The 23,687-nt window shown below is 45.5% G+C and carries 12 protein-coding genes; 10 read left to right on the top strand and 2 right to left on the bottom strand.

The window, feature by feature from the left end:
- Nucleotides 1-55: 55 nt before the first annotated feature.
- Nucleotides 56-2,440 carry an ABC transporter permease gene (locus BDI_RS08170; RefSeq protein ID WP_011966540.1) on the top strand — a complete coding sequence of 795 codons (2,385 nt, stop codon included), beginning with the start codon at nucleotides 56-58 and terminating at the stop codon, nucleotides 2,438-2,440.
- A 22-nt stretch (nucleotides 2,441-2,462) separates the two neighbouring features.
- On the top strand, nucleotides 2,463-4,829 hold the full coding sequence (locus BDI_RS08165; RefSeq protein WP_011966539.1) for an ABC transporter permease: 2,367 nt from the start codon (nucleotides 2,463-2,465) through the stop codon (nucleotides 4,827-4,829).
- Here BDI_RS08165 and BDI_RS08160 read toward each other — a convergent pair.
- Together BDI_RS08160 and BDI_RS08155 are read right to left on the bottom strand one after the other, a co-directional pair.
- Complete coding sequence (locus BDI_RS08160) at nucleotides 4,816-6,162, bottom strand: sodium/glutamate symporter (RefSeq protein WP_005858025.1); 1,347 nt, start codon at nucleotides 6,160-6,162, stop codon at nucleotides 4,816-4,818. The two genes, BDI_RS08165 and BDI_RS08160, sit on opposite strands and share 14 nt — an antisense overlap.
- Before the next feature lie 87 nt (nucleotides 6,163-6,249).
- Nucleotides 6,250-7,140, bottom strand: coding sequence for an AraC family transcriptional regulator (locus tag BDI_RS08155; protein WP_008774281.1), 891 nt, complete (start codon nucleotides 7,138-7,140; stop codon nucleotides 6,250-6,252).
- Between the two features lie 102 nt (nucleotides 7,141-7,242).
- On the opposite strand from BDI_RS08155, the gene BDI_RS08150 reads away from it, so the two are divergent.
- The 8 genes from BDI_RS08150 to BDI_RS08115 all read left to right on the top strand — a co-directional run bounded on the left by BDI_RS08150 (nucleotide 7,243) and on the right by BDI_RS08115 (nucleotide 23,486).
- On the top strand, nucleotides 7,243-8,544 hold the full coding sequence (locus BDI_RS08150; protein ID WP_005858020.1) for a hypothetical protein: 1,302 nt from the start codon (nucleotides 7,243-7,245) through the stop codon (nucleotides 8,542-8,544).
- 32 nt (nucleotides 8,545-8,576) lie between these two features.
- Nucleotides 8,577-10,322 (top strand): class I mannose-6-phosphate isomerase, encoded by a 1,746-nt coding sequence (locus tag BDI_RS08145; protein WP_011966538.1) that lies wholly within the window; start codon nucleotides 8,577-8,579, stop codon nucleotides 10,320-10,322.
- Between the two features lie 149 nt (nucleotides 10,323-10,471).
- A complete protein-coding gene (locus tag BDI_RS08140) occupies nucleotides 10,472-11,569 on the top strand; it encodes an ROK family protein (RefSeq protein WP_011966537.1) in 1,098 nt (365 codons plus the stop codon).
- A gap of 3 nt (nucleotides 11,570-11,572) precedes the next feature.
- On the top strand, nucleotides 11,573-13,939 hold the full coding sequence (locus tag BDI_RS08135; protein ID WP_011966536.1) for a GH92 family glycosyl hydrolase: 2,367 nt from the start codon (nucleotides 11,573-11,575) through the stop codon (nucleotides 13,937-13,939).
- On the top strand, nucleotides 13,929-15,071 hold the full coding sequence (locus BDI_RS08130) for an MFS transporter (RefSeq protein WP_011966535.1): 1,143 nt from the start codon (nucleotides 13,929-13,931) through the stop codon (nucleotides 15,069-15,071). The genes BDI_RS08135 and BDI_RS08130 overlap by 11 nt, the downstream gene beginning before the upstream one ends.
- A gap of 1 nt (nucleotide 15,072) precedes the next feature.
- Nucleotides 15,073-17,961 carry a hypothetical protein gene (locus tag BDI_RS08125; RefSeq protein WP_011966534.1) on the top strand — a complete coding sequence of 963 codons (2,889 nt, stop codon included), beginning with the start codon at nucleotides 15,073-15,075 and terminating at the stop codon, nucleotides 17,959-17,961.
- 730 nt (nucleotides 17,962-18,691) lie between these two features.
- A complete protein-coding gene (locus BDI_RS08120; protein ID WP_005857976.1) occupies nucleotides 18,692-21,868 on the top strand; it encodes a SusC/RagA family TonB-linked outer membrane protein in 3,177 nt (1,058 codons plus the stop codon).
- Nucleotides 21,869-21,893: 25 nt separating this feature from the next.
- Nucleotides 21,894-23,486 (top strand): RagB/SusD family nutrient uptake outer membrane protein, encoded by a 1,593-nt coding sequence (locus BDI_RS08115; RefSeq protein WP_011966533.1) that lies wholly within the window; start codon nucleotides 21,894-21,896, stop codon nucleotides 23,484-23,486.
- Nucleotides 23,487-23,687: the final 201 nt, after the last annotated feature.

Here is a 23,687-nt window from a genome sequence, read left to right as displayed (position 1 = left end):
ATTTAAGGAATACTCTTTTTGGGTCGATTTTAGTATCAATAAAATAGAGTAAGTTATGAAAACAATCATACGCAATTTCATCAATGTATTAATACGTTTCAAGGTAGCTACCTTTTTGAATGTAGCGGGATTAGCGGTCGCTTTCGCCGCGTTTTTAATTATCATGATGCAAGTAAGCTTTGAGCATAACTTCGATCGTTGTCATCCGAACTCGACCCGGATTTATCGGATGGGGCTTTCTTTCCCGGATGGAGCGAGCATGATCCATTGCCGCCCGTTGATAGAGTCGTTTATCCACTCTTCCCCGCATATTGAGGCCGGTACGTTAATTAATCCGTATATAGGAGAGATGTATGTGACTGTTACAAGAAAAGAGGGAAAGCAAGGTTTCAAGGAGACGATCATAACTTGCCATCCGGAGATTACCCGGATGTTCCAGTTTACGATGCGTGAAGGAGAATCTTCTTGCTTGTCGGAACCGGAAAAAGCCTTGATACCGGAAAGTATGGCTCACCGGTTATTTGGAAAGGAATCGGCAATTGGAAAGCAGATCGTTTCCGATGGTGGGATCTGGACAAAACCGGGTGTGAAATATTTGGTCGTAGGAGGTGTTTATAAGGATTTCCCGGAAAACACACAGTTGAAAAACGTGATTTATACAGAGATGTCTCCGGATTACGCACTGACGAATTGGATAAGTAGTAACTATTTCTGTTACGTGATGCTAGATCCTTCTGCTTCCCCGAAAGAAGTGGCTGGGAACTTTGATGCCCATTTTGACTATTCGAAGCAATATGGGGATATGGCGAAAGATATACATGCCGAGCTGGTCCCCCTAACCGATATTTATTATATGAACGAGGATTCCAGCGGAAGTTTAGTGAAAAGCGGTAGTGCGGAGAAAACCCGGCTACTGATGCTGATCGCTTTTCTGGTGATTATCGTGGCGGGTATCAACTTCACGAATTTTAGTACCTCTTTGGCGCCTTTGCGCATCAAGAGTATCAACACGCAAAAAGTGCTGGGGAGTTCTGCCGGCATATTACGTGCTTCCCTGTTATTTGAGGCCGTGGGCATTAGCTTGCTTGCTTTCCTTTGTTCTTTGTTTATCGTTTGGGGATTAGGACATATGGGATGGTTGTATTTCGTGCAAGCGGATACGGCACTGTCCGCTTATCCCGGTTTGGTGGGAGGCTTGGCAGCATTGTCTGTTATAATAGGTCTTATCGCGGGGATCTATCCATCTTTGTATATGACATCTTTTCCTCCGGCAGTGGTTTTGAAAGGCTCCTTCGGGCTTTCTTCCTCGGGGAAGAAGTTGCGTACGGCATTGATCGGTTTTCAGTTTGTGGTCTCTATCGTGTTGATTATATCAGCCATGTTCGTTCGTCAGCAAAATAGGTTCATGCAAAAGTACTCTTTAGGCTTCGACAAGGATCAGGTAGTGGTTGTCGAGTTGAATGGGAATATTATGCGTAACCATAAGGATAGTTACGTGGGCGGATTGAAAGAATATCCGGGGATAGAGGATGTGGCGTTTTGTCGCCAGAAGTTCGGGTCGGAGGATAGTTACCGTACGTGGTCTGGCATCTATAAGGAACAGAGTGTCGGTTTTACGTCTCTCGCTGTCTCTTGGAATTTCTTCAAGGTAATGGGTATTCCCTTGATCGGGGGGCGGATGCCTACCGAGTCTGATGAGAAAGGCAACAGCTATAGCTATGTATTCAATAAACAAATGCGGGATAAATGGAGCATGGAGCCGAATGATATCATGCGGATTCCATGGCTTGAGGAGGAATCGGCCGATGGTTCCTTGATCGGGTTTGTGGATGATGTCAAATTCACCTCCTTGCGACAGGGCGTCTCCGAGTTAGGTTTTGTTATCAATGAACCCAGCTTGATGCTGTATTCGTTTATCCGGGTGAAGGCGGGAAGCGATATCGTGGGTGTGGTGGATCATATCCGCCAGACGGTGGCTCGCTTGGACCCTACCTATCCTTGTGAGGTGGAATTTTATGATGAGATTTTCGATCATTTATATCATCAGGAACGGAATTTAAGTACGATGATTTTATTGTTTAGCCTGTTGGCTGTGATTATCTCTATTGTCGGTATATTCGGCCTCGTTATATTCGAGACCCAGTATCGCCGGAAAGAGATCGGCATTCGTAAGGTATTCGGGGCCACGGTTCATGAGATCTTGGTTATGTTCAATAAGATTTATTTCCGTATTGTCTGCGTTTGCTTTATCATAGCGGCTCCCTTGGCTTATTATGGCGTACGGAAATGGTTAGAGGGTTTCGCTTATAAAACTCCTATTTATTGGTGGATATTTGCGTTCGCTCTATTAATAGTCTCCTTAATAACGATGTTTACGGTAACTTTCCAGAACTGGCGTGCGGCGAACGCGAACCCGGTGGATAGCATTAAGACGGAATAATAAATGAAACTATAATAATAAGATGAAAACGATTATTCGGAACTTTCTGAGTGTGTTGAGGCGGTTTAAAATGGCGACCGCATTGAACGTAGCCGGTCTTGCGGTTGCTTTCGCCGCTTTTATCGTGATTTTGATACAGATTAATTTTGAGCGGACTTTTGATCGTTGCCATCCTACGTCCGGGCGGATTTTTAGGGTGGACTTGACCATTCCGGGTACTTTCGGGACAATATTACCCCGTGCCTTTGTGGAGGCTGTCATCCAATCTTCCCCGCATATAGAGGCGGGTACATTGTTGACTCCTTCTTTTGGCCAGAATGGTGTTTATCTCTCGGTGGATAGAAACGGGCAACCGTTTGGGTTTAAGGAAATCGTGACAACCTGCCACGCTAGTTTACCGAAGATATTCGCGTTCCCGATCGTGGAAGGCGATATCGATTGCTTGAAAGATCCTGAGAAAGTAATGGTACCCCGAAGCTTGGCTGACAAGTTGTTTGGGGAAGACATCTCTGCGGTTGGTAAGACGTTGCGAGCGGAAGAAAATATCTGGACTAAATCGGCTAAACTCTTTACGATTGGTGCGGTTTATAAGGATTTCCCGGAGAACACGCAGCTTCGGAACGTGGTCTATACGGCGATCGATCCGGATTATAATATCAATAATTTTAGCTCAAGTAACTGGGTTTGTTATTTATTGCTTGATAATCCTGCCATGGCAGATGAGGTTGCCGATAATTTCAACCGTCATTTTGATTTCAAGAAGATTTACCATGAAGGAGAACAGATCCGGCTCGTCCCGCTGACTGATATTTATTATATGAATGAGACGCAAGACGGTGGTACATTCCGGAGCGGAAACAAGGAAGTCACGGCCTTATTGTTCGGTATAGCCCTTCTGATTGTCATTGTCGCGGCTATTAACTTCACGAACTTTAGCACTTCTTTGACTCCGTTGCGAATCAAAAGCATCAATACGCAGAAGGTATTGGGTAGCTCGGATACTTTGTTGCGCAGATCTTTATTGATAGAGGCAGCCCTTATTAGTTTTATGGCGTGGCTGGTAAGTCTCGTTATCGTTTGGGGATTGGATTGGGCGGAAGCGTTACCTTTTATCGAGGCCGATTTGAGTTTGGTCTCAAATCTTCCGATCGTTTTCTTGTGTGGCATCGTAGCGTTGGTTATCGGTTGGCTGGCGGGTATTTATCCTGCTTATTATATAACTTCTTTTCCTCCGGCCTTGGTGCTGAAGGGCAGCTTCGGGTTATCTCCTTCCGGGCGTAAGTTACGTACGACATTGATTTGTGTCCAGTTCGTTGTTTCGATCGTGTTGATTATCGGGGCTTGCTTTGTGCAAATCCAGAATAGTTATATGAGGAATTTCTCTTTAGGATTCGATAAGGATCAGGTAGCTATCGTGGAGCTGAATGAGACAATGTATAATAAGCATCACGATACATATGTGAATCGCTTGAAAGAGAATTCGGGGATCGAGGATGTAGCTTTCGCTATGGAGAAAGTGGGCTCTAAGGACGGGTATAACACGAATGGCGGTAATTATAAGGGTAAGGACTTTCAGTATTTCATAATTATAGCATCTTCCAATTTCTTGCGGGTGATGGGGATTCCGGTTATAGAAGGGAGAGATTTCTCAAAGGCGGACGAACTTTCGGATCATGTGTCTTATATATTCAATCGTACGGCGATGGAGGGGTTGGATATGCAAGTGGGGGACGCGTTCGATAGCTATTCTTCCGGTCATCTTATCGGTTTCTCCGACGATGTGAAATTCACCTCGCTTCGTGGTGGAGAGGATAATATCGCTTTCTTGGTCGGAAACTTTGGTTATTCTTTGCCAATCTCTTATATCCGCTTGAAAGCCGGATCGGACTTTCATGCCGTAGTAGGTCACATCCAGGAGACGATGAGAGAATTAGATCCTTCTTATCCGTTCAATATCGAGTTCTATGATGAGATCTTTAATCATCTTTACCAGAAAGAGGAGAACCTACGCGATCTGGTTACGATCTTTAGCTTGCTGGCGATTATTATCTCTTTGGTCGGGGTATTTGGCTTAGTGGTGTTCGAGACTCAATACCGCCGTAAGGAAATAGGTATCCGCAAGGTACATGGAGCTACGGTAGGGGAGATCCTGCTGATGTTTAATAAGGCCTATCTGAGGATTGTAGGTATTTGCTTCGTGATAGCGGCGCCGATCGCTTGGCAGGGCGTGAGGATGTGGCTCGAGGGTTTCGCTTATAAGACTCCACTTCATTGGTGGGTATTCTTAATCGCCTTATTGATCGTAACCGTAATCACGTTATTGACCGTGAGTTTCCAGAACTGGAAAGCGGCGAACGAGAACCCGGTAAATAGTATCAAGAGCGAGTAATCCACCATCCCATCTTCCACGCCAGCAGCAAGATAAGTAGGGAAAGGACCAAGCAGGCTAATAGCAACCAAACTCCCAATCCGTTTACGAAAAGGATGGGGACGAAGGTGATCAATAAGATCTCTATGGGAGCGATAGGCAGGTAAGCCATCGCATAATCATCCATCGCTTTGCTGGAAAGTTTCGGGTCTACGATCCGCAGCAAGGCGATGCCCATAGCCATCGTGCCGGTCCACCATCCCCAAGCGAAAATCATTCGCTCGAACCAGAAAGTCTTGGCTAATCTTCTTCCTAAGAAGAATGTTATGCACCAGACGATCGCCACGCCCGCTATGATGAGTACGATAAGCGGCAAGGCATATTTTACGATCACCCCTAGCTTGATAGACGCTACACCGCAAGCTACCAGCATATCCGTGAAGGAACTGCTCAGCCTCTGGGTCGTCTGTGGACAGATATATCTGGATATGGTTGTCGCGTCGAAGAATTTCTTTAATACTAATCCAATGATAAAGGCACAACTGAAAACAGGTAACTCCAATACCGGATAATATACCTTTACGGTTTGGCTAACCATATATCCCAAAAAAGCCACGACAAATACCAAAGCCACATGGAAAGTCAGCGTATCGATGGATATGGAGGAAGTCGTAGCTTCTCCGATGGAATCCCGCTTATCCTCTGGCAGCAACCCACTTCTCAGCTCGTCCGGGAGATCGTCGAAATCCGAGATAAAAGCGGTTTGTTTATGCTTGGCCGCCCATTTGACCATCAGTAAACCTCCGATGATCGAGCAAATAACCCCTACGGTAGCAGTAGTCATGCCTAAACTGCGAGCCTCGTCCCAGCCCAATCCCTCGAATGCGGACCCGATAGCGGCGGCCGTGCCGTGTCCGCCATAAAAACCTGTCGGCAGCATAATGCCGAAAGCGTCATTCAGGTCCGGCCAGATCAGCTTGATCACGTACAATCCGAACAAGCCTACTAATGCCCATTGCAATAACATACCCACCTGAGCGTACGCCCACATCGGTCCGACTCGTTTCGCTACTTCTTTCATGGAGACGTTCGGGGAAGATAAAGGCAACGCGCCAAACACCAAGGCGATAAGGATAGCCGCATAAGTACCTAAGTCATTGGAAAGCGGAATCCACCCCAGTCCATTAGGTCCGAACGCCAGTCCTAGCAAGCCCGCGATCAAGCTGGGGGGTATGAATAATTGTTGTATCAGTTTTACCTTGACTCGTATGAATTTGCCAACCAATAGAAGTATCGAAATGAATCCAAGATCCGTAAAGAGAGTCCAAGGGGTGAACTGTGTTAGGTCTATCATAGTAACTACTTACTTTATGTTCGTTTAAATATCTATTGTACAAATATATTTTATTCTTATGAGAAATACTAGAAATCCAAACGAATTCTATATCTCCATCTCCTTTTTACGATAAACGGAAGGAGAGCAACCCATAACTTTCGTAAACGTACGCGAGAAGTAGGCGGCATCCTCGAATCCCAGATGCGTGGCGATCTCATTCAACTTCATATTCGTTAGCTCGATATATTCACAAGCCTTCTGTATTTTCAAGCGTATGAAGTAATTCATGGGCGAGACCCCGGTCTCGCCAAAGAAGAGAGCAGAGAAGTGAGAAGGGGAATATTTGAAATAAGACGCTAATTCCTTCAAGGTAAGATTCTGCTGGATGTTCTCACGCATATAATGAATAACCCGTGCCGTGAACGGATATTCTTTTTGCGAGGGAATCATGATATGGCGGAATTGCTCCAGATAGATGAAAGAGGCCAGAAAATTGTAAAGGCACATGGAGGAATAAATCATATATTCTTTAATATATCCCATGGAGAAACTGCTATATATCTCCTCAAACAGCCGTAACCGATCTTGTAAACGGGAATATTCATTCGGCGAAATAGTGACCGGAACCGGATGCGACGGCAGGAATTGATCGCAAAGCTTCCCTTGGAAGTGTAACCAGTAAATAGTCCATGGATCTCCCTCGTCTGCCCCGAATGAGTAGGGGATACCGGGAGGGATGATGATATATTGGTATTTCTCCACGGTATATTGTTTACCGAGGATACGATACCATCCTTTTCCCTCCGTACAATAAATAAGCATGGCGTAGTCACAGCCATGTTCTTTTTGGAGAAAATGATATTTAACACGTGGGAAGAAACCTATCTTGCGTACATATAAATTATTGATGAGCGGTTCCCTCCGGTAGCTTGCCAATAGTTCCTCGGGTAAAGAAACGAGCCGTTCTCCCTTAAATCCTTCTTTTATCTTGACCATGATCTATAAATCATAAGATTGTACAAGTAAATCGGAACAAATGTAGCATTTCTTTCTGGATTATTGAAATAATTTTGCCGACATAAATCATAACATAATGCCATGAATAAAATTCTAGTTGTAGTTTCTTTTGTATTTGTATCTTTTTTGTCTTGTACGGGATTAACCGATAGACAGCGATTGGCCAATCAGATATTGTCTGATACGAATTTGTTGAAGGTCGATAGTATGGCTCGTGCTACCATCCGCAATGGTTTTAACGCAGGTAGCGGTTATTCCCAGATATGGGCTCGTGATATGAATACGTTTATAGAGATCGCTTGCGAGGAGAGTGATCCACACGAACTGCGGGAAGCTATTTTATTGTTTTTCGCTCTTCAACAGCCGAATGATGAGATGATCGATGGTTATGTGCTGAAAGAAGATTTTACATGGTATGATGATACGCCTTATTATTCGAATGCCGCTCCGAAACATGTCGCTTTTAAGAATACGGTAGAGACGGACCAAGAATCTTCCTTGATTCAGATCGTAGGTAAATACATTCGTAAGACGGGTGATCGGGAGATATTGAATGAGAAAGTTGTCGGGAAGACCGTTCTCGAGCGAATGAACGCGATGGTAGATTATCTGATGCGGGAACGATATAATGAGAAATATGGATTGCTTTATGGAGCAATGACCGCTGATTGGGGCGATGTACAGCCGAATGACGATTTCGGATGTGATATGAATGATTTGTCGGATCCGGCTATCGATGTATATGATAACGCTATGTTCATAATCGCCTTGGATTATTTGTTGGAAATGGCTCCTGATTCTCCGCAAGCCTCCCGTTGGAAAAGTCTGCGTGAGGGAATCGAGAGAAATGTGCGGGCTCATCTATGGGATGTAAAGCGCCAGAAGTTCATTCCTCATATTTATCCGGAGAAATCTCCGATTCCGGAAGGTTTTGATGAACTTGCCATTCATTATCATGGTGGGACGGCTATCGCTATAGAGGCCGGCTTATTATCGAAAGACGAGATACGTACCGTAAATGCCCAGATGCTTGAGAATGTTCGCCTGTCGGGTATGCCAAGCATTGGTCTGACCTTATATCCCGTGTATCCGGATGGTTTTTTCCATGGAGGAATGTCTAAGGCTTATCTGTATCAGAATGGCGGGGATTGGACATGGTTTGGCGGTCGGATGATCCAGCAGCTTGTCGTTAATGGAATGGTTGAGGAGGCTTATGCGGAGATCCATCCGATGATCGAGCGTGTGATCCAAAATGACGGATTCTACGAATGGTATGGCAAAGGCGGTGTCCCCAGCGGCTCTGGTAATTTCAAGGGATCGGCCGGAGTGTTATCTAAGGCGATTGAATTATTAAGGGATTGGGCAGAGAAAAATAAGAGTTAAATACAAGCGTGCAATATTAAATGTCAAAAGAGATGAGAAAAAGTAATTATGATAAAATGCCGGCCACCGTTGTAGACGGTACCTTGTGGAAAGGCTGGGAATCGATACGGAAGCGATTGGCGGAGATACATGCGGAAACGAATGGATCACAAGTTTGGGTGGTGGAATGCTACCAAGGGGTTCATCACGAGGAGTTGATGCGTGAACTGCAAGCGCTCGCGCCCGATCGTTTTATCAATACGCGAGATTTATTTAAATCGGCAGAAGATATAGAGGCGATGACCTATCCTTATCTGACGGATGACCGGTTGTTTGGCCGCCGGGCTCATTTCTCTTATACGGATTTCTTGGATGAGGAGAAGGTGAACGCCTGCCGGGAGTCCTTGCGTGATGGAAAAGGCTGGACAATCGTTTATGGCCACGCCGCCGCCGAGATCGTTTCCGCTCCGGACAAATTGATCTATGCGGATATGGCTCGTTGGGAGATCCAGATGCGTTCCCGTAGAAAAGAGGTGAACGGGCTAGGTGTGGAAAACCGGGAGGAAGCCCCGTCGTACCATTATAAGCGAGGATATTTTATTGATTGGATTGTTTGCGATAATCTGAAGAAGAAAGTCCTTCCTAAGGTCGATTATTGGTTGGATACCCATATCGTCCGAACACCTAAGATGATTTCCGGGGAGACATTGAAAGAAGGGTTAGAGAAAACGGCGCATACTCCGTTCCGGGTAGTACCTTTCTTTGATCCGGCTCCTTGGGGCGGCCAATGGATGAAAGAGGTCTGTGATCTGAATAAAAAGCAAGATAACTTCGGTTGGTGTTTTGATTGCGTGCCCGAGGAAAATAGTTTATACCTGAAAGTTGCCGGAGAGCTGTTTGAGATCCCTTCCAATGACTTGGTATTCTATAAGACGAGAGACTTGCTGGGCGGGCCGGTCGAGGCTCGTTTCGGACAAGATTTCCCGATCCGTTTCGACTTCTTGGATACGATGGGAGGAGGAAACCTAAGTTTGCAAGTGCATCCGGTCACCCAATATATCCGGGATACGTTCGGGATTTATTATACGCAGGACGAGAGCTACTACCTGCTGGATGCCGAGGAGGACGCTACCGTTTATCTGGGATTGAAAACCGGTGTCAACCCGGACGAGATGATCGCTGCCCTAAACGAGTCCCAACAGACCGGAAAGCCTTTCGATACGGAGAAATATGTCAATAAATGGCCTGCCAAACGCCATGATCATTATCTGATCCCCGCCGGAACGGTCCATTGTTCGGGAGCCGGTGCCATGGTGCTTGAGATTAGCGCTACGCCAAGTATCTTTACGTTTAAGCTTTGGGACTGGGGCCGCTTGGGATTGGACGGACTGCCTCGACCTATTAATATCGGCCACGGCTCGAAAGTGATCCAATGGGAGCGGCAAACGGAGTTTGTCCGTCATAACTTGATCAACCAAGTGGAGATGATCGCCGAGGGAGACGGTTGGCGGGAGGAGCGGACCGGCTTGCATGAGAACGAGTTCATCGAGACCCGCCGTCATTGGTTCACGGATATCGTGCCTCACAATACGAATGGAGGGGTGCAAGTACTGAATGTAATCAAGGGAGATGAGTTGATCGTGGAGAGCCCGACAGGCGCATTCGAACCTTTCATCGTTCATTACGCGGAGACTTTTATCATCCCGGCTTGCGTGGGTGAATATACGATCCGTCCGTATGGATCGTCTGTAGGTAAATATTGTGGTACTATAAAGGCTTACGTACGTTTTAGGCAATAATCACCGTTTGCCATAGGCATTGCACTGCTTTGCCACTACTGATGGCACGATTGTGCCACTTCGAAGGCAAGGTTGTGTCACCTCTAATGGCAAAGTAGTGCCACTGCTGTGGCACTGGCGGGACCTCTTTAAGTAAAGAAAAGGAATATATGATGTACACAAATGACAATAGAATAGTAATGACATTGGATGCGGGAGGAACGAATTTTGTCTTCTCTGCCATCCAAGGTGGAAAAGAGATAGCCGATCCGGTAGTTCTTCCGGCATGCGCGGATTGCTTGGATAAGTGTTTAGGTAATTTGGTAGAGGGTTTTAAGGCAATTCAAGCAGACTTGCCGGAAGCTCCGGTCGCTATCAGTTTCGCTTTTCCTGGTCCGGCGGATTATCAAGCCGGTATCATAGGCGATTTACCCAACTTCCCCTCTTTCCGGGGTGGCGTAGCGTTAGGCCCGTTTCTGGAAGATATATTCGGGATACCGGTATTTATCAATAACGACGGAAGCTTGTTTGCGTACGGAGAGGCGTTGACGGGAGTGCTCCCGGAGATCAACCGCCGTTTGCGGGAGGCGGGAAGTACGAAACGATATAAGAATTTGCTAGGTGTCACGCTAGGGACAGGCTTTGGTGCCGGGGTTGTCATCGATGGAGAGCTTTTGCGGGGTGATAACGCGGCGGGAGGATATGTATGGTGCCTGCGGAACAAGAAGTACCCGGAGTATATCGTGGAGGAGAGCGTCAGCATACGGGCGGTCATGCGTGTCTATGCGGAGCGGAGCGGTGATGCGGGGGCGCGTACCCCGAAAGAGATCTTCGAGATCGCCGAGGGTATTCGTCCGGGTAACCGGGAAGCGGCTATCGCCGCGTTTGAGGAGTTGGGTGAGATGGCTGGGGACGCGTTGGCTTCCGCTATTACCTTGATCGATGGGCTTATCGTGATAGGCGGTGGTTTGTCCGGTGCTTCCAAGTACATCCTGCCGGTCTTGTTGAAAGAGATGAACGCGCAGACGGGAATGATGGACGGTGCTCGTTTCGGGCGCTTGCAAAAGGAGGTGTATGACTTGGACGACGAGAAGAGCTTCGCCGGTTTTGCCCGGGGAGAGGCTGTCGAGGTGCTAGTCCCGGGTACGAATCGCAAGGTAGGATACGATCCTTGTAAACGGATAGGGGTGACCTTCAGCAAGCAAGGAGCCAACCGCTCGATCGCTATGGGTGCTTATGTTTTTGCGTTAAACCATCTATCTAAATAAATTATGAGAAAGTATAGTATGAAGCCGGTCTGTTTCCTCTTGTTCCTGTGCGGGGTTTTCACATCCTGCGTGACACAAGGCAAGAAGGTCCAGCAAGAGGAGCTTAGCCAATATGTAGAGCCTCGGATCGGCACGGCGCATTGCCGTTGGTTTCATTTTACCCCGGGAGCGATGCCTTTCGGTATGGCCAAGCCGGCCCCTTCTACGAACGGGCATATCGGGAATAAATCCGGTTGGGAGGCTACCGGTTACGATTATCGGGATCAATCGATCGAGGGTTTCCCCTGCTTGCATGAGTTTCAGATCGGTGGAATCGTCTTGATGCCTACGACGGGTTCATTGAAAACAATTCCCGGGGCGGTAGACGACTCGACAGGTATAGGATACCGTTCCCGTTTTGATCGTGCGGACGAGATCGCTACCGCCGGTTATTATTCCGTTCTCCTAAAAGATTACTCGATCCGGGCGGAGCTTACCGCTACCCCTCGTGTCGCTATCCAGCGTTATACGTTTCCGGCCGGGGAGGATAGCCGTATCTTGTTCGATATAGGAAACCGCCAAGGAGAAAGCGGAGCCGTGCGGGACGCGGAAATTACTTTTACGGAAGACGGGCGTATCGAGGGCTGGGTGATTACCGAGCCTGAATATGTGAGGAAATACCAGCCCGGGGCATCGGTTCCTTTGTATTTCTCGGCGGTGCTGGATAAGGCTCCCGTTGGATATGGCGCTTTCAACGGGGCGGATATCCGTCCGGATGAACGAAAAGCGACGGGTGTGGGAGCCGGACTTTATTTGACATTCCGTACCCAAGATCAAGAGTCGGTAACCGCTAAAGTAGGTCTTTCCTATACATCCGTGGAGAATGCCCGGTTAAATAGGGAGACGGAGGCCGCTACCCTTACGTTTGACGAAGCAAGGGAAATCTCTCGCCAAACATGGGAAGAATATTTGGGACGTATCCGGGTAGAGACTCCGGCGCAAGAGGATAAGGTGAAATTCTATACCGGTTTGTATCATGCTTTATTGGGCCGCGGATTGGCTAGCGACGTGAATGGCGCTTATCCGAGAAATGATGGCTCGGTAGGACAAATCCCTTTGAAAGACGGGAAACCGATACATAACTTATATAATACCGATGCCGCTTGGGGAGCGCAATGGAATCTGACGCAGGTTTGGGCTTTGGCCTATCCGGAATATTATTCGGATTATATAAGTAGCCATTTGTTGGTGTACAAGGACGCCGGCTGGCTGGCGGATGGAATCGCTAATAGCCGTTATGTCTCCGGGGTTGGTACGAATTTATTAAGTACGATTATCGCTGGCGCTTATCAATGTGGCATTCGGGATTTCGATGTGAATACGGCCTATGAGGCTTGCTTGAAGAATGAGTTGGATGGGGAGAATCGTCCATTGGGCGCAGGAAAGATCGATACCCGTTATTTCGTGGAATATGGTTATGTGCCTCATTTGGATAAGGGGGACGGGCCGGACGAGGCTTTCATGTTCTCCGCTTCCCATACCTTGGAATATGCTTATAGCGCATGGGCCGTGGCCCAATGGGCGAAGCAACTGGGTAAGACGGACGATTATAACCGTTTGATGGACTTATCGAAAGGCTGGGAGCGTATCTATGACCCTTCCTGTAATTTTGTCCGTCCTAAAAAGAAGGATGGTACGTTTATCGAGGACTTCAATCCGATGCAAGTATGGCGCGGATTCCAAGAAGGTAACGCTTGGCAATATACATTCTATGTACCGCACGACGCGAAAGGCTTGGTCGCGAAAGTAGGCGCAGACGTGTTTAACCATCGGTTGGATAGCATCTTCACGGTGTCTCGTAAATTAATCTTTAGCGGAGGCACGGAAGTAGGGGCTTTCGCCGGTTTGCAAACCTTGTATAACCAAGGAAACCAACCGTGCTTGCACATCCCTTGGATGTTCAACGAGGCCGGTCGTCCCTCGCTTACGCAAAAATGGGTACGGGCGATCTTGAATGAGTTCTATGGTACGGATGGCATCCACGGTTATGGCTACGGACAAGATGAGGATCAAGGCCAGCTCGGGGCTTGGTACGTGATCTCTTCCTTAGGCTTATTCGATATGAAAGGCTTGACGGATCAAGCGCCTTCTTTCGCTTTGGGCAGTCCTTTATTCGATAAGATTACGATCCGGCTGAATGACCGCTATTATAAAGGGAAGGAATTCGTGATTGAGGCCCGTAATAATAGTAAGCAAAATGATTACGTGCAATCGATGAACTTAAACGGGAAACCATTGACGGATACTCGTATTCCTTTCTCGGAGATTATTCAAGGTGGACATTTGGTTTTAGAAATGGGTAGCCAACCAAAAGATGGATATGAGAACTAAAAGTACGAACTCCGCTATATTCCCGATCCTTTTCGGCTTTTTTGTGATGGGATTCGTGGATGTCGTGGGAATTGCCACGAATTATGTGAAGATGGATTTTGGTTTGTCCGACACCTTGGCGAACCTATTACCCATGATGGTCTTTCTTTGGTTCGCCCTGTTCTCTGTCCCCACCGGTATCTGGATGGGACGGCACGGGCGTAGGAATACGGTAGTCGCTGCCTTGGCCATCACGACCTTGGCGATGCTGATACCTCTTTTCTTCTATGACTTTGCTTGTATCTTGTTTGCGTTCGCTTTGCTGGGAATTGGAAATACGATTTTGCAAGTATCTTTGAACCCGATGGTAGCCCGGGTGGTAAATCCGGATAAGGTAACGAGCGTGCTTACGTTAGGGCAGTTTATTAAGGCGGTATCTTCCTTCTTAGGTCCGATTATTGCGGGGGTCGCTTCCTCTTTTTGGGGGGATTGGAAGTTGATATTCATTGTCTATTCGGTGACTACCTTGTTGTCTATCATTTGGTTGATAACGGCTATTCCGGGTAAAGAGGAAGGAGAGGAGCAAGAAGCCTCGTTCGCCTCTACATTAGCTTTATGTAAAGATGCTAGGATACGGATGCTTTTCTTGGGGATTCTGTGTATTGTCGGGATCGATGTCGGTCTGAATACGACGATCCCCAAGCTATTGATGGAAAAGTTATCCATGCCGTTGCAAGAGGCCGGATTAGGGAGTAGCCTTTATTTCGCCGCTCGTACGGGAGGCTCTTTCCTGGGGGCTATATTGTTGGCGAGGATCTCGTCACGACCTTTCTTAAGGGGAAGCATGCTGATCGTTATCCTTGCTTTCGTGGGATTGCTTATCTCGGATAGCTTGTGGAGCATGGGCGTTATGATCGTACTGGTTGGCTTGGCTTGCTCGAATGTGTTTTCGATCCTGTTCTCTTTCGCGTTGGAACATCGTCCGGAGCAATCCAACGAGGTATCGGCCTTGATGATTATGGGGGTATCGGGAGGCGCCTTGATTACGCCTTGTATGGGAGGCTTAGCCGATATGTTCGGGCAGGTAGCCGGCTTGATGCTATTATTAATATGTATGTTGTATATAGGACTTATATCCATAAAAACACGATAAAATGAAAAAAAGAACTTATTTATCAGCAGGATTGGCTTTGTTGATTGGGACATTGTCGGTCCATGCGTCTCCGGGATTATCGGATGTCAAGAGCCGTGTATTGCCGGCGGTTTATAAATCGAAAAACGGACTGACCCAAAAGGTCGAGATCTCCGTGAAACATGAAGGAGAGCCTTCTACAGTAACGATCCGTTTAGGCGAGCAAAGCCGTAAAGAGAAACTGGTGTCCGGGGATAATGTGTTCCGAATCGAGATACCCGAGGTTAGCACGACTCGCCAATTACCGTTGACGCTGACAAGTGGGAAAGAGAAAGAGGAGACTATGGTGACGGTAAAACCGGTTCGCCATTGGCAAATGAATATGGTGCAACACACGCATACGGATATCGGTTATACCCGTTCCCAAATGGAAATCCTAGCGGAACATCTACGATATATTGATTATGCGTTGGATTATTGCGACGCTACGGATAATTATCCGGATTTCGCTAAATTCCGTTGGACTTGCGAGATCGCTTGGGCGGTTAGCGAATATTTGAAATGCCGTCCGGCGGAACAGATCGCTCGCCTGAAGCAGCGGGTAAAAGAGGGTCGTATCGAATTAGCTACGATGTACTTGAACTTTGACGAATTACCCGATGAGCAAACGCTCGCCGCCTCCCTTTATCCGATCAAGCAATTCCGTGAGAATGGGATGCGTGCCGAGGTAGCTATGCAAGACGACGTGAATGGAATCGGTTGGTGCTTCAGCGAGTATTTTGCGGATGCCGGCGTGAAATATGTGAATATGGGAACCCATGGCCACCGGGCGTTGATCTGTTTTGATAAACCTACCGTATTCTGGTGGGAATCTCCATCCGGGAAGAAGGTCTTGACCTATCGTGCCGAGCATTATAACCAAGGAAATTTCTTTGGTATCCATACCGATGATTTTGAGCAGTTCGAGGAACGGGTCTTAGCGTATCTGGATCAAATGGAAGCGAAAAACTATCCGTATGATATATTGGCCGCCCAGCATTCGGGTTATTTTACGGATAATGCGCCTCCATCCACGAAAAGTTGTGAGATGCTACAAAAATGGAATGAGAAGTATGAATGGCCGAAATTACGCACGGCGGTAGCCAGCGAGTTCTTTAAGACGGTAGAGAGCCAATATGCGGATCGTATCGAGACCATTCGTGGAGCTTGGCCGGATTGGTGGACGGATGGTTTTGGTTCCGGTGCCCGCGAGGCCGCCATATCTCGTGTGACTCACTCGGATATTATCGCGAACCAAGCCGGATTGTCATTCGCCAAAATGCTAGGCGCTCAATTGCCGACAGACATCAATGATCGAATTCAGGACATCAACAAAGCTCTTTTGTTCTATGATGAGCATACTTTCGGGCATAGTGAGAGCGTACGTAATGCTTATGGACTGGAAACTTGGGAACAACGCTCCTTGAAACAATCGTATGCGTGGGAAGCCTATCGCCATTCCGGTTTGCTGGGAGAGGCCACTATGGGTATATTACAATCGTTCGTGCCCAAAAGCGATGTTCCGTCTATCGCTGTATTCAATACGCTCAACTGGAGTTATAGCGGTATCGCTAAAGCTTATGTCGATCATCAGATTCTTCCGAAAGACAAGGCTTTCGAGATCGTGGATACGGCTGGCAACGTAATTCCCGCACAAGCCGGCGAAAGCCGTTCCGATGGTACTTATTGGAACTTTTACGTGAAAGATGTCCCGGCTTTGGGATATGCGCAGTATTATATAAAGGTAAAGGATGCGCCACGTCCGGAAATACAGGGCGCAACGGATTTAAAAGAGACACATGTGGAGAATCCTTGGTATGCCATCGACTTCAATACCCGTAAAGGTACGATTCGTAAATTATGTGATAAGGATTTGAACAAACAATTGGTTACGCCGGATGCGGAATGGGAGATGGGAGAGTTTATTTATGAGATTATCGATAGCCGTCATCCGATGGAACAATATCGTGCTCCCCAATTCCTCCGCCGTCGCCCAGAGAAGATGCGTTTCGAGAAATATGAGAAAGGCGATGTCTGGGATACCTATCGTTTCCGGGGAGAGACGGTAGCGGGACGTGAGCCGAATAATTTGATGGTGGAATTCCGTGTATTTAACGTAACAAAGAAAATCGAGGTAGTTTATCGCCTGCGCAAAAAAGCGGTAACAGATCCGGAAGCGGTTTATATCGCTTTCCCGTTTGAGGTTGAAGGAGGAAAGATCCATTTAGATGTACCCGGCGGATCGATTGAGGCGGGTGTAGACCAAATCCCGGGCTCCTCTAACGATTGGTACACGGTGCAAAACTTCGCTACGGCTCGTAATGGAGAGTCACAGGTCGTGATGGGTAGCCAAGAAATACCATTAATGCAATTTGGGGCGATCAATACGGGGCGGTATAAAGCCGGAGCCGTACCTCAGTCCACGAATATGTATTCATGGCCGATGAACAACTACTGGGTAACCAATTTCAATGCGGACCAAATGGGAGAGATGCAATGGAGTTACTTCATCAACTCTTCGAAAGACAACTCTATTGAGTATGCGACTAAGTTCGCTTGGGAAAACCGGATTCCGTTCTTGACCCGTGTTTTGCCTGCCGGAGATAAAAAGGTGGAGCCTCTCCAATCGGCTTCCATTTTCAAGATCGTACCGGAGAACTTGTTGTTGGTAAACATGAGGCCTGTGGAAGGCGAGAACGCTGTTATGCTTCAATTGCGTGAGATAGGCGGGAAGCCCGCTACTTTCTCTGTAGCTTCAGATAAAATTAATTTTGTGAAAACTACGGTTTGTGATGTCGTAGGAGACCCAGTTTCGGGGAATCCGTTGAGTTTCGCTCCGTGGGAGAATAAGTTTATAAAATTATCTTGGTAGCATGGTAGGGGCGGGGTTTGCCCGCCCTTATCCAGTTTGTCTTATGTTTGTATATTGAATGTTTTGATAGGATTTAATCCCAAATAAATCGGTATTATTCTAAGCAGAAGACTTGTTTGTGTTAGAGTGATGGGTGAAGAGTGTCATGAGAGACTCTGTTTCGGGTAATGCCTTATTGGATTTCAAGCCTTGTGGGAATAAGTCTATGGCGCTTTCTTGGTAGAAATATTGTAGATAATGTGGTTTTTCTTTTATTTATAAAGGAGGGCTAAATTTTTTCATATTATCCAGTCTCTGAATACATTATCTGTTTTTTTCATAGAAGCCATACTAGTGTCATTTTCGCCTAGCCTTGAATCTCAATAAATTTAACATTTGTTTGTTGTAACCAATTTAAAGTGTTTTTACTGCTAATATTTGATAGTTAATTATTTATGTGATAGAAAGACGATGATACTATTGTAAGTCCGTACGGAACAATATATTTTTAGTACATTTAGGGGCTGATATTCTTGGTTTCAAGGGGTGATTTGTGATAAATGTGTCATTTTTATTAAAAAAATACTATAGATTTAAGTCTAGTTTACAAAAAAAGTTATACATTTGCCCAGTTTTTAATGATATAGACCATGAATGGCGCACTAGTTCCGTACGAACTATGTCCATCTATAACGATAAAAATTACATAGACAATGTAATCAATCTAAACTTAATTAAAAAACAAAGCAAAATGACAAAGAATGAATCTAAGCTATTATCCATTCAGGGGATAGCTAAAGCCTCAGCGTTCTGTTTGCTGCTTTCTGCCTTCTCTGTAAACGCCGCTATGGCCGCTCCCGCTCCCGCAGGCACGGTTGATGAAGTAATGGCAGTGCAGCAAGGCAAGAAAGTAACAGGTGTGGTTGTTGACGGTACAGGTGAGCCTGTTATTGGCGCTAACGTGGTGGTGAAAGGCACTACAAACGGTACGATCACTGATTTCGATGGAAATTATACGATCGAGGGTGTGCCCGCCGACGGAGTTTTGGTGATTTCCTATATTGGTTATTTATCTCAAGAGATCCCTGTAGGCAACCAATCTGCAATCAATGTTACATTGAAAGAAGATACACAGACTTTGGATGAGGTAGTAGTAGTAGGTTACGGTACGATGCGTAAATCGGATGTAACAGGTTCTATTTCTACAGCTAAAGGAGAAGAGATGTTAAAAGCTCAAAACTTTAGTGCATTGGATAACTTGCGTGGTAAGGCTGCCGGTGTAAATATCTTCTCTAACTCTAGCCAGCCGGGTGCTTATGGTAGCCGTGTTGTTATCCGTGGTCAAGCGACAATTAATGCCTCTTCTGATCCGTTGTATGTTGTGGACGGCGTAGTAATGGAGAACTTCTATTTGATGAACCCGAATGACATCGAGTCTATGGAGGTATTGAAAGATGCTTCCGCTACCGCTATCTATGGTGCTCGTGGTGCCAATGGTGTTATCATGGTTACTACGAAACGTGGTAACAAAGAAGGCGGAACGAAGGTTAGCTACTCTGGTTCTGTAAGCTTGGCTCATCGCGCTCGTAAGATGGATACGATGAATGCGCAGGAGTGGTGCGATGCTTTTATGCAAGGTATTGAGAATGAGAATAGATGGGGATCTGATAAGGATGGCAATCCATTTAACTGGTCTACTAATCGTGCGGATTGGTTTACAGATCGTCGTTTCTTCGATTCTAACGGTAATCCTCTTTATGATACAGATTGGCAAGATGAGGCAACTCGTACAGCGATCTCTCATAACCATCAATTGAATGTTCAGCAAGGTGGCGAGAAATCATCTATGGGTGCATTCTTGAACTATACTGATAACCAAGGCATCATGCTGAATACCTATTCAAAACGTTTGAATGCGAAGATCGCTTATGACGCCAATCCTACGACATGGTTGTCTACAGCGGTCAATTTAGCTGTAAATCATACTTGGGGCAACTCTACTCCTGAGGATGGCGGTGGACAGGACGCTCGTCGTACTATGATCGAGATGGTTCCTTGGATGCCGGTTCAATACGATGGAAAGTATACTTCTACTAATACTCCAGAAGGTATGCCGATGGACTTTGAGGCAATGTCTAACCCTGTTCATATCTTGAAGACTTATAAGAATATGAACTATAATACAAAAGTATTCGGTAATGCAGCCTTGACATTCCATATCATCGAAGGTTTGGATTTGAAGACTCAATTCGGTGTTGACGCTAACTTTAAGACTTTGCACAAATATATGCCAAGTGACTTGGTGAATTTGGCATATGACCAACATGGACGTGCTGAAAGATATCACGCAAATACTCTTTATTGGCAGGAAGAGACTTACTTGACTTATAACAAGACGATTGGTGAGCACCGTATCAATGCTATGGCCGGTTTGTCTTGGCAGGAGCGTAAATATGACTATTCTAGAATGTATACAGAGAACTTCACTAGCGATTTCTTTGAGGACTTCAATATGGACGCAGGTACGAAGCCTGATGCTCCAAAGACTTATTGGGAACGTTGGGCTATGAACTCATATTTCTTACGTTTCGCTTATACATTCAAGGATCGTTACTCCGCTACAATTACTGGTCGTTATGACGGTTCTTCTAAGTTTGGTAAGAATAATAAATACGCATTCTTCCCATCAGCAGGTTTGGCTTGGAACATCACGCAAGAAGACTTTATGTCTGATCAAAATACGATCAGCAACTTGAAGTTGCATACTAGCTATGGTTTGACCGGTAACTCTGAGATTGGTGTTTACAAATCTTTGGCAACAGTTACAAGCGAAACCTTATTATTGAATGGAACACGTAATTCCTATTCTTATTTGAATAGATTACCAAACTCTGATCTGAGATGGGAGAAAACCGCTCAATTCGATATAGGTTTTGATTTAGGTTTGTTCAATAATAGAATCACGTTAGATGCTTCTTATTACAACAAGAAGACTTCTGATCTGTTATTGGATGCCCCGGTTCCTCATACAACAGGTTTCGAGACAGTTTATAAGAATATCGGTTCTATCCGTAACCAAGGTTTGGATTTGATGTTGTCTACTCGCAATATTGATACGAAAGACTTCACTTGGACAACCTCTATCAATGCCAACTTTAATAAGAATAAGATCTTATCATTAGGTGATAATGACGAGGATATCTTGAAGAACGAATGGGTAAGTGGTGCTTCCATCTTACGTGTTGGTGAGAGTGTAGGTAGTTTCTATGGTTATAAGCGTTTAGGCGTTTATACGATCGAGGATTATGAGGCTGGTAACTGTGAGAAGAAACAGATCGGTCGTGCGAAACGTTCTTCTGAGCGTGAGATCATAGGTAAAGGTGTACCTGATTGGACTGGATCTATGATCAATACATTACGTTACAAGAATTGGGATTTCACATTGGATCTACAATTTGTCGCTGGTGTTCAGACCTTGCAACAGTTCTATCACTCTACGTATGACCGTTTCGGACAAACTAACGGTTTGACAAATATCTTGTATGACGCATATAATGGAACGAATCCTAATTCTATGCAGCAAGCTATCTGGTTGTTCAACGGTGGTCACGCAGGACAGGATACATTGACAGACTCTCAATGGGTGGCTAATGGTTCTTATTTACGTGCGAACTTAATCCAGTTAGGTTATACTTTCGACTCAAATCAATTGGCAAAGACTCCGTTTAGTAGCTTACGCCTATATTTGAATGTGAACAACGCATTCTTGATCACGGCGAAAGACTTTAATGGATACGATCCTGAAAGTACATCCCAGATCTCTACATCTAATGGTGCGGTATCTCCAGAGCAATTTGGTCAGAATATGGCCTTCTTCTCTTATCCGAGAGCTAGAACGTTTACGTTGGGTGTAAATGTAACATTTTAATTAATTAATTATTCAGAAAATTGCGATGAAAAAAATATTAACAACGGCTATTTTATGTGCGGGATTGGTAGGATTTACCGCATGTGACAGTTTTTTGGATGAGGAACCAAAGTCATCCTTGACGCTGGATACCTATTATAAGACAAGTGCTGATATTATTGGCAATGTCAATTATCTATATCGTGACGGTGCTCCCGATAAGATGGGTAATATGACAGGCGCTTATAGAGGTTCTAGCTTGTCAGTAATGAACATGGTAACTGGTTATTTTGTGAATGAGTATGAAGGCCAGGAAGTAGACTGTTCTTATGCTCGCCAGTTGACTCGTCAGAACTTTACGCAATCTTGTTGTAATTATTTGACTAATGACACATGGAAAGGTTGTTATAAGTCGATCAATGTAGCTAACGCAGTTATTAAATATGTGGATGGCGTAGAGATGGACGGACAAGCTCAGTATAAAGCAGAGGCTCGTTTCTTCCGTGCGCTAAACTATTTCTATCTTGTGAAGATGTTTGGTGATGTTCCAATGATTACAGAGCCAACAGAAGATGCTACTTTGGTTGAATATCCGGCTCGTACAGCTGCGTCGGAGGTTTACAAAACTGTTATTATTCCTGATTTACAGTTTGCTGTAGAGAATTTGCCTGATGCTACTTTCGCGGGAAATAGTCACCGTGTGACAAAATATGCGGCTGATATGTTGCTGGCCGATGTTTACATGCGACTAGGCGAGTACGCTAATGCGATTACTCCATTGAAAGATGTAATCAATAGCGGAAAATTCGCTTTGGCTACTAACGATAACCTTGCGGAAGGTAGTGCGTTCAATAAGTTACGTACAACAGATGATCTGCCAGAGGTTATTTATGCCCGTGAATATGATGCGGCTATTTCTCCTAACGGTAATATCCCTGTTCACGCATTCAATTTGATTTCTCCGACATTCTTCGCCAACTCTTCTACTGGAAACAAGTACTCTTTGTGGGTAAATGTGTATGGTGTTAGCGAGCGTTATTTAAATGTGTATGGTGAGAAAGACTTGCGTGCCCAGATGAATCAGTTCTTCCATCGTACATATACACATCCGGTTGATGGAACAACTTTGGATATGAAGATGCTTTGTAACTGGTACTGGTACGATGAAACTGCTATCTTAGAGACTGGTAAGGGTACGAAAGACTGGAACTTCTATCGTTATGCTGAAACATTATTATCTGCCGCTGAAGCTATCGCTCAGTCTAGTGGTGTAAACGCTGAGGCTGCCGGCTATTTGGCACAAGTTAAGGCACGTGCTAATATGGAAGGTAAGGATGTTTCTACAATCGCTTCCGAGCTTCAAAGATTAGGCAAGCAAGCTTTTATTGAAGAGTGCTGGAAAGAGCGTTTACGTGAGTTCCCATTGGAAATGAAGATTTGGGATGACTGTGTTCGTACAGGTAAATTCCCTCAAATCTCCGCTACAAACAAGGGTGAGGTTCAATTTGTTGATTTGATCGGTGCTACGAATGGTAGTGGTGCTAAGTTCAAGGAGACAGACCTATACTGGCCGATCCCTGTAAATGAAATACAGCGTAACCCGAATTTAACTCAGAATGAGGGATATTCTGCGAAGTAATATTTTTTATTTTAATAACTGATGGTTTTAAAGGGGAGGATGAGTTTTTCATTCTCTCCTTTTTATTCATTGCCACATTCATATTAGTGTACAATTATTATGTTTTCTCTGCTTTTTAAGGTATATGAATAGTAAGTAAAATACCGAAAACCTTGACAATTCATGTTAAAAAGAAGCATTTCTCTGACAGCCCTCTTTTTT

This window comes from Parabacteroides distasonis ATCC 8503, assembly GCF_000012845.1.
Lineage (GTDB): Bacteria > Bacteroidota > Bacteroidia > Bacteroidales > Tannerellaceae > Parabacteroides > Parabacteroides distasonis.
This window is presented reverse-complemented; position numbering and strand designations above follow the sequence as displayed.

What these genes read in the sequence shown, in the direction of transcription:
- BDI_RS08170 (WP_011966540.1), top strand. Translation starts at nt 56, where the DNA reads ATGAAAACAATCATACGCAATTTCATCAATGTATTAATACGTTTCAAG.
- BDI_RS08165 (WP_011966539.1), top strand. Translation starts at nt 2,463, where the DNA reads ATGAAAACGATTATTCGGAACTTTCTGAGTGTGTTGAGGCGGTTTAAA.
- BDI_RS08160 (WP_005858025.1), bottom strand. Translation starts at nt 6,162, where the DNA reads ATGATAGACCTAACACAGTTCACCCCTTGGACTCTCTTTACGGATCTT.
- BDI_RS08155 (WP_008774281.1), bottom strand. Translation starts at nt 7,140, where the DNA reads ATGGTCAAGATAAAAGAAGGATTTAAGGGAGAACGGCTCGTTTCTTTA.
- BDI_RS08150 (WP_005858020.1), top strand. Translation starts at nt 7,243, where the DNA reads ATGAATAAAATTCTAGTTGTAGTTTCTTTTGTATTTGTATCTTTTTTG.
- BDI_RS08145 (WP_011966538.1), top strand. Translation starts at nt 8,577, where the DNA reads ATGAGAAAAAGTAATTATGATAAAATGCCGGCCACCGTTGTAGACGGT.
- BDI_RS08140 (WP_011966537.1), top strand. Translation starts at nt 10,472, where the DNA reads ATGATGTACACAAATGACAATAGAATAGTAATGACATTGGATGCGGGA.
- BDI_RS08135 (WP_011966536.1), top strand. Translation starts at nt 11,573, where the DNA reads ATGAGAAAGTATAGTATGAAGCCGGTCTGTTTCCTCTTGTTCCTGTGC.
- BDI_RS08130 (WP_011966535.1), top strand. Translation starts at nt 13,929, where the DNA reads ATGAGAACTAAAAGTACGAACTCCGCTATATTCCCGATCCTTTTCGGC.
- BDI_RS08125 (WP_011966534.1), top strand. Translation starts at nt 15,073, where the DNA reads ATGAAAAAAAGAACTTATTTATCAGCAGGATTGGCTTTGTTGATTGGG.
- BDI_RS08120 (WP_005857976.1), top strand. Translation starts at nt 18,692, where the DNA reads ATGACAAAGAATGAATCTAAGCTATTATCCATTCAGGGGATAGCTAAA.
- BDI_RS08115 (WP_011966533.1), top strand. Translation starts at nt 21,894, where the DNA reads ATGAAAAAAATATTAACAACGGCTATTTTATGTGCGGGATTGGTAGGA.